Source organism: Burkholderia sp. LMU1-1-1.1, assembly GCF_040675865.1.
Taxonomy (GTDB): domain Bacteria; phylum Pseudomonadota; class Gammaproteobacteria; order Burkholderiales; family Burkholderiaceae_D; genus Rugamonas.
In genome coordinates this window covers 34,532-47,485 of record NZ_JBEGHG010000034.1, presented here as the reverse complement: position 1 = coordinate 47,485, position 12,954 = coordinate 34,532, and the positions used below count along the sequence as shown (strand labels likewise).

Sequence of the window (12,954 nt, the reverse complement as noted above, 5' to 3'; positions counted from 1 at the left end):
GGTCCATGCCAAGTATGCGTTCCATGCTGCCGTTGATAGCTATTGTTTCGATGGGGGCGGTGGCGGCGCCGGTGTCTTTGCCGGCGCACGGGATGCCGGCGGTGGAGGCCAAGCGCTTGAAGGCGCTGGCGCAGCGGGTCACCATCCTGCGCGACAAATGGGGCATCCCCCACGTCTACGGCAAGACCGACGCCGACGCGGTGTTCGGTTTGATGTACGCGCAGGCGGAGGACGATTTCCGCCGCGTCGAACGCAATTACATCAACGCCATGGGGCGTCTGGCGGAAGTGGAGGGCGAGGCCGAGCTGTATCGCGACCTGCGCATGAAGCTTTTCATTGACCCCGCCGATCTGCAGGCGCAATACAAGCGCAGCCCGGCGTGGCTGAAAAAGCTGATGGTGGCCTTCGCCGACGGTTTGAACTACTACCTGGCCACGCATCCCGAGGTGAAGCCGGCGCTGATCACGCGCTTCGAACCGTGGATGGCGCTCAGCTTCAGCGAGGGTAGCATCGGTGGCGATATCGAAACCATCGATCTGAAACAGCTGGAAGCCTTGTACGCGAACGGCGCCAGGTATCCGCTGGCGCCGCCGCTGCTGCTGTCGTCGCCGCTGGAGCGGGGCAGCGATCTGGATAAGGAGCCGGGCGGATCGAACGGTTTCGCCATCGCGCCCGGGCTGACCAAAAATGGCCGCGCGCTGCTGCTGATTAATCCCCACACGTCGTTCTATTTCCGCCCCGAGGTGCAGGTGCAAAGCCGGCAGGGGCTGAACGCCTATGGCGCCGTCACCTGGGGCCAATTTTTTGTGTACCAGGGCTTTAACGACCGGCTGGGCTGGATGCACACGTCCGGCGGCGGCGACGTGATCGACGAGTACATGGAGACCATCATCGAAAAGGATGGCCGGTTCTACTATCAGTACGGCACCGAACAGCGCGCGCTGAAGGTGGTGGACATCACGTTGCCTTACAAGACCGGCGACGGCATGGCCAGCAAAGTGGTCAAGGTGTATTACAGCCACCATGGTCCGATCGTGCGGGCCAAGGACGGCAAATGGATTTCCGTGCGACTGATGAACGAGCCGCTCAAGGCGCTTACGCAATCGTTCATCCGCACCAAGGCGCGCAACTACAAGGACTTTTACAAGTCGATGGAGCTGCGCACCAATTCGTCCAACAACACGGTGTATGCGGACGCGGACGGGAACATCGCCTACTTCCACGGGAACTTCATTCCGAAGCGCGATCCGAAGTTCGACTGGAAGCACCCGGTCGACGGCAGCGATCCGGCCACCGAGTGGCACGGGCTGCACACGGTGAAGGAGACCATCTCGCTGTTTAACCCAAAGAACGGCTGGATACAGAACACCAACAACTGGCCTTACACGGCGGCCGGTCCGTATAGCCCGAAGGCCAGGGACTATCCGGCATACATGTCGATGAATCCGGAGAACCCGCGCGGCATCCACGCGGTGCGGGTACTGGAGAACAAGAAGGACTTCACCCTCGCCAGCTTGATCGACGCCGCCTACGACACGCAGTTGCCTGCCTTCGAACCGCTGCTGCCGCAGCTGTTCGCCGCCTACGACGAGCTGCCGGCCGACGACGCCCTCAAGACGGCGCTGGCACCGCAGATTACCGCGCTGCGCGGCTGGGACATGCGCTACTCGTTGGCGTCGACGCCGGCATCGCTGGCGATCTACTGGGCGCAGGACCTGACTGCCACGTACGGATCTGTCGCCAAGAGCAAGGAGGTGCTGGTGCTCGATTACATCCAGGCGGCGCTGACGCCGCGTCAGCGGCTGGAGGCGCTGGAGCGCGCGTCGGCCAAGCTGACCGCCGATTTCGGCACGTGGCAAACGCCGTGGGGCGAGATCAATCGCTTCCAGCGGCTGACGGGCGACATCGTGCAGCCGTTCGACGACAGCAAACCGAGTTTGCCGGTGGCGTTCGCGTCGGCCAATTGGGGATCGCTGGCGGCGTACGGCATGACGTCCAAGCAGACGACGAAGAAAATCTACGGCGAGCGTGGCAACAGCTTCGTGGCGGCGGTGGAGTTCGGGCCGCGCATCAAGGCGCGCAGCGTGCTGGCCGGTGGCCAGAGCGGCGATCCGGCGTCGCCGCATTTCGCCGACCAGGCCGAGATGTACGTGCGCGGGGAGTTGAAGGACGTATTCTTCTATAAGAGTGATGTCGAGAAAAACCTCGAGCGCCGGTATCGTCCCGGGGAGTGAGTTGCGGTGCGCTCCCGTTGGCGGTGTTCCGTTATCATGAAAAGCCTTCATCGTTTTCAATGGAGCACGTCATGGAGACTCTTGATATCCACCGTGGGCGCTTGATCGATCACATCCAGCTGGTCGTGCGCGATCTTCCCGCTTCCCGTAAGTTCTACACTTCCATCTTTGAAGTCCTGCAGATTCCCATCGAGGGCACCGGGGACGACTATTTCTGGGCCGATGAGCTGTTCGTTTCCACCGCCGACAGCGAGGCGGCGCAGGGCGCGCTGACCGGCCGCCATCACCTGGCGTTCCAGGCCCGGGACCGCGCCATGGTCGACAGGTTCTACCAGCAGGCGCTGGCCAACGGCGGCAGGGACAACGGAGCTCCCGGCGAGCGTTCCTATCATCCGGGTTACTACGCGGCGTTCGTGCTGGACCCGGAAGGTAACAACATCGAAGCCGTCTACCACGGCGAGGCCAAACGCAGCGCGCCTTCCGTCCACATCACGTTCTGATAAAAAAACGGCCCGGTCGCATTGCACGACCGGGCCGCTTACAACTCCCAGTTCACATCGGGCGGTCAGCTGCCGATACGGCCACCATCGTTTTTGGTGATGACGATGGTGGCCGAGCGTGGACGCTTGCCGGCGCCGTAACCGGCGTTCGACGGCCACTGGCTGGTGTACTTGGTCGGGTCGTTGATGTTGGCCAGCGAGGTGTTCTCACCCGGATGCTGGATGTTGATGAACATCGTCTTGCCGTCCGGCGTCTCGGTGATGCCGGTGATTTCCGAGCCCGCAGGGCCGACCAGGAAGCGCTTGAGCGTGTCGGCGGTCGGCTTCTTGCCGATGAAGGTGTCAACGGCCAGGGTGCCGCCGGCGGTGGTGGTGTAGTTCAGCGTGGACTTGGCGCCGTCGCCGACCTTGCCCGGTATCGCCGCCAGCATCATGCAGTTGGTGACATCGGTGTAGGCGCCATCGTCGGTCTGGATCCAGCAGATGCCGGTGTATTGGCTGAACGCCAGGCCGTCGGGGCTGGAGAAGTCCTGGTCGGCGGTGAGGCTCGACAGGTTGATCTTGCTGCTGTCGGCGCCGCTCTCGGCACCGAACAGGTACACGTCCCACGTGAAGCTGGTGGCAGCGGCCGCGCCGGTGCCTTCCTTGAAGCGGATGATATGGCCGTTCGGATTGCCGTTTTGCGCGGTGGTGCCTTTCATGTCCGTGTAGGCGCGCGGGTTGGCGCTGTCCGGGGCCAGCTGCGACGAGCCGGTCGGATTGACGGTGCGGTTCGAGTTATTGGTCAGCGTGTAGTAGATCTCGCCGTTGGCCGGGTTGACGGAGCACCATTCCGGACGGTCCATCTTGGTGGCGCCGACGGCGTCCGCCGCCAGGCGGGTGTTGACCATGATGTCGGCCAGGTCGGCGAACTTGTAGGCGGTGTAAGCCTGGATCTGCGCGTTCGACATCGACAGTTCGATCCACTGGCCGGTGCCGTCGGCGGCCAGCTTGGCCACATACAGTTTGCCGGAGTCGAGGTATTTGTCGCCGGTCGCCATGCGGTCGGTCGGGTTGGCGTCCGCCGCCAGCCAGGTGGCGTTGGAGACGAACTTGTAGATGTATTCGTTGCGCGAGTCGTCGCCCATGTAGACGGCCAGCTGCTGGCCGACGGCCGGCACGCTGAAGGCGGCGCTTTCATGCGCGTAGCGGCCCAGGGCAGTGCGCTTGCGGATGACCTTGGTCTTGTCGTAGGCGTCCATTTCGACGATGTAGCCCATGCCGTTCATGTCGTTGCGGTAGTCGTCGCTGCCGTCGGTCGACGTGCCTTTCTTGCTGATGTCCCAGCGCGCGTACTTGTCGTCGGTGCCGGCGGTTTCCCAGCCGTGGCGCGAGGTGGCGCCCTGGTTGCGGCCATAGCGCTTGAGCGCGACGACCGATTTGTCGCCACGGGCGGCGTCGTCGGTGGCGCTGCGCGTGAAGTAGTTGGCCCAGTTTTCTTCGCCGCTCAGGTAGGTGCCCCATGGCGATTTGCCGGTGCCGCAGTTATTCAGCGTGCCGCGCGTCTTGGTGCCGGTCGGCGAGTACTTGGTCACCACCAGCGCGTTGCCGCGCACCGGGCCGGAGATCTCGATGTCGGTCAGCGGGGTGACGCGGCGGTTGAAGGCCGAGTCGTTGACGGTGGCCCAGGTGGTGCCGGTTTTTTTCACTTCGACGACGCTCAGGCCGTGGACGGCCACTTCCTTGTCCACTTCGGCGGCGGGACGCGGCAGCGAGGTGGTGCCGCCGTTCACGTGCAGGAAGTGCGAGGCCAGTTTCTCGTCGGTGGTCGCTTCGTGGTTCATCGCCAGCACGCCGCGCTCGGCGCCCGATGCCAGCGGCGCGCCGGCCGCCGACAGGCCGAAGTACTCCATGCCGTCATGGTGGTCGCCGGCGCGGTTGTCGAAGTCGGTGTCGGTGCCGTCGTTCTTGTAGGCCGGGGTGGCGGCGCGCAGCGAGTCGCCCAGCGCGTAGATCGCGGTGGCGGTGTAGCCGGCCGGGACCGAGACTTGGTCGGCCAGGCTTTTCGGCACGGCGCTGAAGGCCAGCAGTTTTTCAGTCGGTGCCGGGGTTGGCGGCGTGACCACCGGCGCGACGTTGCCGCTGCCGCCGCAGGCGCTCAGACCCATCGATCCCATGATCGCCGTGGCGGCCGTGACGGCGCCGCCGCGCAGCATGTTGCGGCGGCTCATGCGCGCGGCCAGGATCGTGTTGAAATGCTCGCTCGGCGAGGCGTGGCTCTCGATATCATCCGCGTCGATGGAAGTGCGGACCAGATCGTTTGGCTTATTCATTGGGTGGCTTGTCCTGTAGTGACATGGTTAAAATGGCAAGCGCATGATAGCTAGCCTTTATGACGTCGCCATGACAGATCGATGACAAAATAGTGACAGTCGGTTTCTTTTGTTTCCACTAGTCGAGATTAATAATGCTTGTCTTTAGGTAATGATCTAAAATATTATTTTTTTGGTCATTAAGGCGAAAATGTCAACTCGCGAAATGTTGGTCGTTTTGAGTCTTTTGGTTGCGACGTCGGCGCAGGCGCGGACGGCGGCGGAGTTTCCGCCACCACCAGGATGCGATGTGATCGCCAGCAGCGCGGGCGTTTCCGCGGCCGAGGCGCGTCCTCAGGTATTTCCGCCGACCCAGCTCGAGGTCCGGACCCCGGTGGCGCCGACGCTGTTTCCGGCCGCCGGACGCGACTACTTGCTGTACGAACTTTATCTGAGCAACTTCTCGGATGAGGCCATGGTAGTGCGGGGCGTCGAAATCCTGAACGCCGACGACGACAGGATGCGCGTCGTCTCCCTATTAAAAGAAGCGCAGGTGAAGGAACGCCTGCGAATGGTCGGCGGCGTCGCGCAGGGCGCCCCGACGCGCCTGGGCGCCGGACAGGGCGCCATCGTTTCGCTGTGCCTCGCGTTCGACAAGACGGCGGCGCCGGCAAAATTGCGGCATCGCGTGCTGCTCGATGGCGCCTTTGCCGACGGTCCGGTGGTGACCACCCGTTCCACCAGGCTGCACGTGCTGGGCCGCCCGTTGACCGGATCGGATTGGACCGCCGACAATGGCCCGAACCTTCATTCGCACCACCGGCAGGGAGTGTTTGTCGCCGGCGGACTGGCGCAGAACGCGCGGCGCTATGCCATCGACTGGAAGAAGTACCGGAACGGCGAGATTTATAGCGGCGATGCGCGGGACGTCCGCGCGTATTACTCGTATGGCCAGGACGTCGTCGCCGTCGCCGACGGCATGGTGGTCGGCGCGCGCAACGACATGCCGGACAATATCCCGCGCACCAAGGACGGTTTCACGCCGGCCGTGCCGCTGACCATGGATAACCTGTCCGGCAATTTCATCGTCCTCGATTTGGGCAATGGACAGTACGCGCAATATGCGCATCTGCAGCCGGGGAGCGTGCGGGTCAAGGCCGGCGACAAGGTGCGGAAAGGGCAGCTGGTGGCGCGTGTCGGCAATTCGGGCGACGCGCGGGTGCCGCATTTACATTTTCAGGTGGCTACCGGGACCGATATCCTGGACGGCGAGGGTGTGCCGTACCTGATAGACCGCTTCCGCATGCGCGTGGACGAGGGCAAATGGGAGGTCCGGACGCGCGAGTATCCGCTGGATAGCGCGGTGATCGATTTCGAGGTGGACTAGCCGGGAGTCCGGCTAGTTGGCGAGGGCCTGCTCCTGCTGGACCCATTCCAGGTTGGCGATGGTGTTGTTGCGGACGTTGCCGTCCTTGTGGCGCACGCCGGTCAGCCGCTCGGGGTTGGGCAGGTAGACTTCGGCCACCAGGTCGTGCACCCAGAACTCGCCCACGCGGTCGCCGCCGCGCAGCTTGACCTTCAGGCCCTCCGGGTAGATCGTCGGGCGCAGCACGTTGACTTTGGTGCCCCCTGCCACCAGCACGCGGCCATCCCTGGAGACTTTGTAAAAGCCGCTTCCGGGGATAGGCTTGGCGCTGGCGACGCCTATCGAATAGACACAGGCGACGATGACGACGCCAATGAGGATGAAGACGAGTTCCAACATGGTTGCGATCTGGTTTCAGGCATGGTTGTTCACGTTGCGGATACTAGCACCTAAATCGCGTCGAGCGAACCGCGAATATCGGCCCTTAAATCCTCTATATCTTCGATTCCGACCGACAGCCGTATCAGGCCGTCGCCAATTCCCAACACCGCGCGCTGTGCCGGCGGGATGGTGGCATGGGTCATCAGCGCCGGATGCTCGATCAGGCTTTCGACGCCGCCCAGGCTTTCGGCCAGCGCGAACACCTCGCAATGCTCCAGGAAGCGGCGCGCTCCGGCAAGGTCGGTGTTCAGATCGATCGAGATGATGCCGCCGAAGCCTTCCATCTGGCGCTTGGCCAGCGCGTGCTGCGGGTGCGATTCCAGGCCGGGATAGTAGACGCGGCGTATTTCCGGCTGCTGCTCCATCCAGCGCGCCAGCTCCAGCGCGCTGCGGCAGTGGCGTTCCATGCGGATCGCCAGCGTTTTGACGCCGCGCAAGGTCAGGAAGCTGTCGAAAGGTCCGGCGATGGCGCCGACGGAGTTTTGCAGGAATCCCAACTGTTCGCGCCACGCCTGCTGGTGCGCCTCGGTGCCGACGATGGCGATGCCGCCGATGACGTCCGAGTGGCCGTTCAGGTACTTGGTGGCCGAATGGACGACGATGTCGAAGCCGTGTTCCAGCGGGCGTTGCACCAACGGGCTGGCGAAGGTGTTGTCCGCCACGGCGATGATGCCGCGCTCGCGGCAGATGGCGGCGATGGCCTTCAGGTCGGCCAGTTTGAGCATCGGATTGGTCGGCGTCTCGACCCAGACCATTTTGGTTTCCGGCTTGATCGCGGCCAGCAGGTTTTCCGGATTGGTCAGGTCGACGTAGGTGAAATCGTGGCCCGCGCTGCGGCGGCGCACCCGCTCGAACAGGCGGTAAGTGCCGCCGTACATGTCGTCGCCGGCGATGATGTGCGAGCCGGCGTCGGCCAGCTCCAGCACCGTCGATATCGCCGCCAGGCCGGAGGCGAAGGCGAACGCCTGCGCGCCGCTTTCCAGGTCGGCGATGCAGCGCTCCAGCGCCCAGCGCGTGGGATTGTGCGAACGGCCGTAGTCCAGCCCCTTGTGCACGCCGGGACTCTCCTGCACGTAGGTGGAGGTGGCATAGATCGGCGGCATGATGGCGCCGGTCGACGGATCGGGCGACTGGCCGGCGTGGATCACGCGCGTCGACAGGGCATGGGCGGCTTTTTTGTTCAAGATAGTGTCCTTCGGAGATGGTTGAGCAGGTCGAAGCGGGTGATCAGGCCGTAGAAGATGTCGCCGTCGGCCACCACCGCCGTCAGTCCGCGATCGAGCACGGCGCGCAGCGCGTGCAGGTCGGCCGACGGAGGCAGCGTTTCGAGCCGCCGCGTCATGGTCGCGCCGACCGGGTTGGCGAAGCGCTCCGGTTGCGTGTCGACCGTCAGCAGCAGGTCCGATTCGTCGATGATGCCGACCAGCCGGCCGGCGGAAATCACCGGCAACTGCGCCAGGTCGGCGGCGCGCATGCGGTTGAAGGCGATCAGCAGCGAGTCCTCGGGCGAGACGCTGACCACCTGGCCGGCGTCGTAGCGGCGTCCGATCAGGTCGCGCAGGTCGCGCTCCTGCGGGCGGCGGAGCAAGCCCTGGTCCTGCATCCAGCCGTCGTTGTAGACCTTCGACAGGTAGCGGGTGCCGGTGTCGCAGACGAAGCTGACCACTCTTTTCGGCGTGGTCTGCTCGCGGCAGTATTTGAGGGCGGCGGCCAGCAGGGTGCCGGTCGACGAACCGCCCGGTATGCCTTCCTCGCGCAGCAGCGTGCGGGCGCTGTCGAAGCTTTGCTGGTCGGTGATGGTGTAGGCCTTGCGCACGCCGGTCATGTCGGCGATGGCGGGGATGAAGTCCTCGCCGATGCCTTCGACCGCCCACGAGCCGCTGGTGTCGGAGACGCGGCCGGTCTCGATGTATTCGGTCAGGATCGAGCCTTGCGGGTCGGCCAGCACGAATTCGAGCCGCGGGGCGACGCGGCGGAAGTAGCGCGTCAGGCCCGTCAGCGTGCCGGAGGAGCCGACGCCGACGACGATGGCGTCGACGTCATGGCCGGTTTGCTCCCAGATTTCGGGGCCGGTGGTGGTTTCGTGCGCCAGCGGGTTGGCCGGATTGTTGAACTGGTCGGCGAACCAGGCTCCCGGGGTTTCGGCGGCCAGCCGCGCGGCGAAGTCCTGGTAGTACTCGGGATGGCCCTTGCCGACGTCGGAGCGGGTGGTGCGCACCTCGGCGCCGAGCGCCTTCAGGTGCAGCACTTTTTCGGTCGACATCTTGTCCGGCACGACCAGCAGCACGCGGTAGCCCTTGAGCCGGCCGACCAGGGCCAGACCGAGGCCGGTGTTGCCGGCGGTTGCCTCGATGATGGTGCCGCCGGGCTTGAGGCGGCCGTCGGCTTCCGCCGCTTCGATCATCGACATGCCGATGCGGTCCTTGATCGAGCCGCCGGGGTTTTGCGATTCCAGTTTGAGGAATAGTTGGCAGGGGCCGGTGTCGAGACGGGTAATCTCGATCAGTGGCGTGTTGCCAATCAGGGTAAACAGTGCGGGGGTGCGCATAAGGTCTCCTTGCTGCTTTTCAGGCAAGTATGCGCTATTTTGCGTCGATGGGTGCGTCTCGTAGATCGCGGGATATGCGGCGACGCAAGCGGCCGCCAAGTGGAGATGTGACGCGGAAATTTGCCGGCGCCGCGTCCGCTCCCGGGCGGACGCGGTGGCGTCGCCAATTACAGGCTGGGCGCGTTGTAGAGCTCGGGATAGGCTTCGCGGTAGGCGGCCAGTTCGGCACGCACCTGGGCGCGGGTTTTGCCCTCGGGAGCGGCGCTCGGCACCTGGTTCTGGTACTGCTCGCCGGAGGTCACTTCGCCGCGTTGCTGCGCAGCCAGCAGTTCGGCGCGGACGTCGGCGCGGGTTTTGGTCGAAACGAAGGCGCTGTTGTTGCCGCTGTACTGTTCGCCGGAAAGGGGCGCGTTGCCTGCGGCGACGGCGGCCTGGTATTCGGCGACCACCTGGGCGCGGGTGAGCTGGCTGGTTTCCTGGGCCGACACGGCGGCGGAAGCGAACAGGGCTGCGACGGAGAGGGCGATGACGGCGTTTTTCATGGTGGGGCTCCTGATATTAAAAGTTTTAAGTGGTTGTTGCGGCTTGCATTGGCGGTTTGTATTGCCATCGATTAGATCGTACACTATATTCATCCGGCTTTTGCTTCGTCATTTGTTTGCCAGTGAGTGAATAATACGTAGTACACGATCTAATAGCTAGCTAATAATTTCTATCGGGGCGATAGCTCTACCCAATCGGGCCTTCCCACGGTTTATAATTCCGCCCTTAAGACGTACATATTTGAAGGCAGGCGGCGGTGGCAAAACTCTATTTTCGATACTCTGCGATGAACGCAGGCAAGTCCACGGCGATGCTGCAAGTGGCGCATAACTATGAGGAGCAGGGCCAGCAGGTGCGCCTGTTCACGGCCGCCATCGACAACCGGTATGGCGTGGGGCAGGTGACGTCGCGACTGGGGCCGCAGCGCCAGACCGAAGTGTTCGACGCCGACACCGATTTCCTCGTGAAGATCGACCACAAGATCGCCTGCCTGTTGATCGACGAGGCGCAGTTCCTGTCGACGGCGCAGGTGCAGCAGTTGCACCAGTTGGCGCAGGTGCGCGGCATCCCGGTCATCACGTACGGCCTGCGCACCGATTTCCGTGGCGAGCCGTTCCCCGGCTCGGCCTATCTGCTGGCGCTGGCCGACGATATCGAGGAACTCAAGAACATCTGCACCTGCGGCAAGAAGGCGACCATGAACATCCGCGTCGACCAGGACGGCAAGCGCATGAAAGAGGGCGAGCAAATCAGCATAGGCGGCAACGAGAGCTATCGCCAGGCCTGCGGCCGCTGCTTCTACTCGGAATAAGCCCCCCTCATCCCGCGCCCACCCAGGCACCAAGTATCTTCAAAATGTTTAACGCAACTGAATTGCGTTGACATGTATAATGCAAGTCTATTGCGTTTGGAGTTTACTTTTGGAGTCTTTATGCTGATGGTGCGTCACACCCGCCTGGCGATTTGCCTGGCTGCCGCTTTTCCACTGTTCGCGTCGGCCGGCGCCGACGAACCGGAGGTCGTCGAAGTCTCCGGCGTTCGCCAGCCTTACCGCAGCCTGTCGGCAACGGCCGCCACCAAGACCGAGACCGACTTGAAGGATCTGCCGCAAAGCGCGCGCGTGCTGACCGCCGACATGCTGCGCGACGCGGGCGTGAGCCGTTTCGCCGACGCGCTGGACCTGGGCAGCGGCATCTCGCGGCAGAACAACTTCGGCGGCGTGTGGGACAGCTACGCGGTGCGCGGCTTCACCGGCGATCCGAACTACGGCTCCGATTTCCTGGTCAACGGCTTCAGCTCCAGCCGTGGGTACAACGGCCTGCGCGACAGCGCCAACGTCAACAGCATCGAGATCCTGAAAGGCCCGGCGGCCGCCTTGTATGGACGCGGAGAGCCGGGCGGCATCGTCAACATCGCCACCAAGAAGCCCTTGTTCCAGCCGTCGTACACGTTGGAGCAGTCGATCGGCAGCCATGACACCTACCGCACCGCCGCCGACCTCACCGGCCCCCTGGGCGAGAGCGTCGCCTACCGCCTGAACGCGGCATACGAGAAGGGCGACAGCTTCCGCGACACGCTGTCGTCGAAGCGCCATATGGTTTCGCCGTCGGTGATCTGGCGCGTGACGGACGACACTACCGTCTCCTATGAGCTGGAACAGTTCGAGCAGCAGGCTTACTTCGATCGCGGCGTGGTGGCGGTTAAAGGCGTGCTCGGACTGATACCGAACTCGCGCTTTCTTGGCGAGGCCGCCGATGGCCCGATCACGGTGAAATCGACCGGTCACCAGGTCTTCGTGCAGCACGACTTCAAGGACGGCTGGTCGCTGCAAAGCGGCCTGGCTTACCGCAGCAGTTCGATGAAGGGCTTTTCGACCGAGGCTTCGGCGTTGCAGGCGGACGGCCGCACCTTGTGGCGCCAGCGCCGCTTCCGTGACTTCTCGGCGCAGGACTGGTCCGGCCGCGTGGAGTTGCTGGGCAAGATAAGCACCGGCTCCTTGCGGCACAACGTCTTGTTCGGCGTCGATGGTTATCGGTTCATCGATGACCGGCTTCAGTTGCGCAAGAATCCCAACGCGGCGGCGCCTTACGCCATCGATATCTATCGGCCGGTCTACGGCGGCGCGCAACCGACCACCCTCGGGCCGTCGATCAACACCCGGGAACAGCAGTGGTCCACCGCGGTTTACGCGCAGGATCAAATCGATTTGAACACGCAGTGGAAGGCGCTGCTGGGCGTGCGGCGCGACGCCTACCGCCAGACCATCACCAATGCCAACCGCAATGGTCTGCAGAATCGGCAGACGCTCGATGTCACCAGCCCGCGCGTCGGTCTGGTGTATCAGCCGAACCGCCAGATTTCGCTGTACGCGTCGGCGGGCAAGTCGTTCCGGCCGAACAGCGGCATCGGCATCAACAACGAATCGTTCCCGGCCGAGACCAGCCGTGCCTACGAAACCGGCATCAAGTTCGACACGGCCGACGGTAAGTTGAGCAGCACCCTGGCGCTGTATTCGATCCGGAAGAAGAACGTGCTGACTTTGAACCCGCTCGACACCAACTATTCGCTGGCGGCCGGCGAAGTGGGAAGCAAGGGCGTGGAACTGGATGTGTCGGGGGAGGTGGCGCGCAAGCTGCAGCTGTCGTTCTCCTACGCTTATACGGATGCCGAAGTTCTGCGCGATAACGTGCTGGCGGTAGGCGGGGCGCTGCCCAACGTGCCGAAGCAAAGCGCCAACCTGCTGCTGGTGCGCGAGCTGACGGTCGGCGGCGCGCGCGCATCGCTGGGCGGCGGCCTGAATTATGTCGGCGAGCGCAATGGCGACGTGGCGATCACCAGCACTTTCAAGCTGCCGTCCTATACGACGGCAAAGCTGGTATCGTCCTACTCACCGACCAGCAAGTTGCGCCTGTCGCTGGACATCGACAATGTGTTCGACAAGACCTACTACCCGAGCTCCTACCAGCAAACCTGGGTGGCCGCCGGCGAGGAGCGCCGCGTCACGTTGAAGGCGCAGTATAAATTCTAAAGT

10 protein-coding genes are annotated in these 12,954 nt (G+C 63.6%); 5 read left to right on the top strand and 5 right to left on the bottom strand.

Translation table 11 applies throughout. From position 1 onward, the window contains the following. Positions 1–5: 5 nt before the first annotated feature. Together MRBLMU1_RS21780 and MRBLMU1_RS21775 are read left to right on the top strand one after the other, a co-directional pair. Positions 6–2,234: an acylase gene (locus MRBLMU1_RS21780; protein ID WP_363505634.1), complete on the top strand. Its 2,229-nt coding sequence runs from the start codon at positions 6–8 to the stop codon at positions 2,232–2,234. A gap of 71 nt (positions 2,235–2,305) precedes the next feature. Continuing rightward, the gene (locus MRBLMU1_RS21775) at positions 2,306–2,734 is read left to right on the top strand and encodes a VOC family protein (RefSeq protein ID WP_363505631.1); all 429 of its coding nucleotides are present in this window, start codon (positions 2,306–2,308) and stop codon (positions 2,732–2,734) included. A 65-nt stretch (positions 2,735–2,799) separates the two neighbouring features. Here MRBLMU1_RS21775 and MRBLMU1_RS21770 read toward each other — a convergent pair whose 3' ends face one another. Next, positions 2,800–5,046 carry a PhoX family protein gene (locus MRBLMU1_RS21770; RefSeq protein ID WP_363505628.1) on the bottom strand — a complete coding sequence of 749 codons (2,247 nt, stop codon included), beginning with the start codon at positions 5,044–5,046 and terminating at the stop codon, positions 2,800–2,802. A 190-nt stretch (positions 5,047–5,236) separates the two neighbouring features. Here MRBLMU1_RS21770 and MRBLMU1_RS21765 point away from each other — a divergent pair, with 190 nt between their 5' ends. Further along, complete coding sequence (locus MRBLMU1_RS21765) at positions 5,237–6,412, top strand: M23 family metallopeptidase (protein ID WP_363505625.1); 1,176 nt, start codon at positions 5,237–5,239, stop codon at positions 6,410–6,412. Positions 6,413–6,424: 12 nt separating this feature from the next. Here the strand turns inward: MRBLMU1_RS21765 and MRBLMU1_RS21760 are convergent, their stop codons facing one another. The 4 genes from MRBLMU1_RS21760 to MRBLMU1_RS21745 form a co-directional block, all read right to left on the bottom strand. Beyond that, on the bottom strand, positions 6,425–6,790 hold the full coding sequence (locus tag MRBLMU1_RS21760) for a hypothetical protein (RefSeq protein WP_363505622.1): 366 nt from the start codon (positions 6,788–6,790) through the stop codon (positions 6,425–6,427). Positions 6,791–6,840: 50 nt separating this feature from the next. Further along, a complete protein-coding gene (locus tag MRBLMU1_RS21755; protein ID WP_414646106.1) occupies positions 6,841–8,016 on the bottom strand; it encodes a trans-sulfuration enzyme family protein in 1,176 nt (391 codons plus the stop codon). Then, positions 8,013–9,380, bottom strand: coding sequence for a cystathionine beta-synthase (locus tag MRBLMU1_RS21750; RefSeq protein WP_363505619.1), 1,368 nt, complete (start codon positions 9,378–9,380; stop codon positions 8,013–8,015). Before MRBLMU1_RS21750 ends, MRBLMU1_RS21755 begins: the two co-directional genes overlap by 4 nt. A 167-nt stretch (positions 9,381–9,547) precedes the next feature. Further along, complete coding sequence (locus tag MRBLMU1_RS21745; RefSeq protein WP_363505616.1) at positions 9,548–9,922, bottom strand: DUF4148 domain-containing protein; 375 nt, start codon at positions 9,920–9,922, stop codon at positions 9,548–9,550. Between the two features lie 257 nt (positions 9,923–10,179). Between MRBLMU1_RS21745 and MRBLMU1_RS21740 the strand changes: the two genes are divergently transcribed. Together MRBLMU1_RS21740 and MRBLMU1_RS21735 are read left to right on the top strand one after the other, a co-directional pair. Continuing rightward, positions 10,180–10,734 (top strand): thymidine kinase, encoded by a 555-nt coding sequence (locus MRBLMU1_RS21740; RefSeq protein ID WP_363505613.1) that lies wholly within the window; start codon positions 10,180–10,182, stop codon positions 10,732–10,734. Positions 10,735–10,854: 120 nt separating this feature from the next. Beyond that, positions 10,855–12,951 carry a TonB-dependent siderophore receptor gene (locus tag MRBLMU1_RS21735; protein ID WP_363505610.1) on the top strand — a complete coding sequence of 699 codons (2,097 nt, stop codon included), beginning with the start codon at positions 10,855–10,857 and terminating at the stop codon, positions 12,949–12,951. The last annotated feature ends 3 nt before the right edge of the window (positions 12,952–12,954 follow it).

Coding starts and splice junctions, on each gene's coding strand:
- MRBLMU1_RS21780 (WP_363505634.1), top strand. CDS start 6: ATGCCAAGTATGCGTTCCATGCTGCCGTTGATAGCTATTGTTTCGATG.
- MRBLMU1_RS21775 (WP_363505631.1), top strand. CDS start 2,306: ATGGAGACTCTTGATATCCACCGTGGGCGCTTGATCGATCACATCCAG.
- MRBLMU1_RS21770 (WP_363505628.1), bottom strand. CDS start 5,046: ATGAATAAGCCAAACGATCTGGTCCGCACTTCCATCGACGCGGATGAT.
- MRBLMU1_RS21765 (WP_363505625.1), top strand. CDS start 5,237: ATGTCAACTCGCGAAATGTTGGTCGTTTTGAGTCTTTTGGTTGCGACG.
- MRBLMU1_RS21760 (WP_363505622.1), bottom strand. CDS start 6,790: ATGTTGGAACTCGTCTTCATCCTCATTGGCGTCGTCATCGTCGCCTGT.
- MRBLMU1_RS21750 (WP_363505619.1), bottom strand. CDS start 9,380: ATGCGCACCCCCGCACTGTTTACCCTGATTGGCAACACGCCACTGATC.
- MRBLMU1_RS21745 (WP_363505616.1), bottom strand. CDS start 9,922: ATGAAAAACGCCGTCATCGCCCTCTCCGTCGCAGCCCTGTTCGCTTCC.
- MRBLMU1_RS21735 (WP_363505610.1), top strand. CDS start 10,855: ATGCTGATGGTGCGTCACACCCGCCTGGCGATTTGCCTGGCTGCCGCT.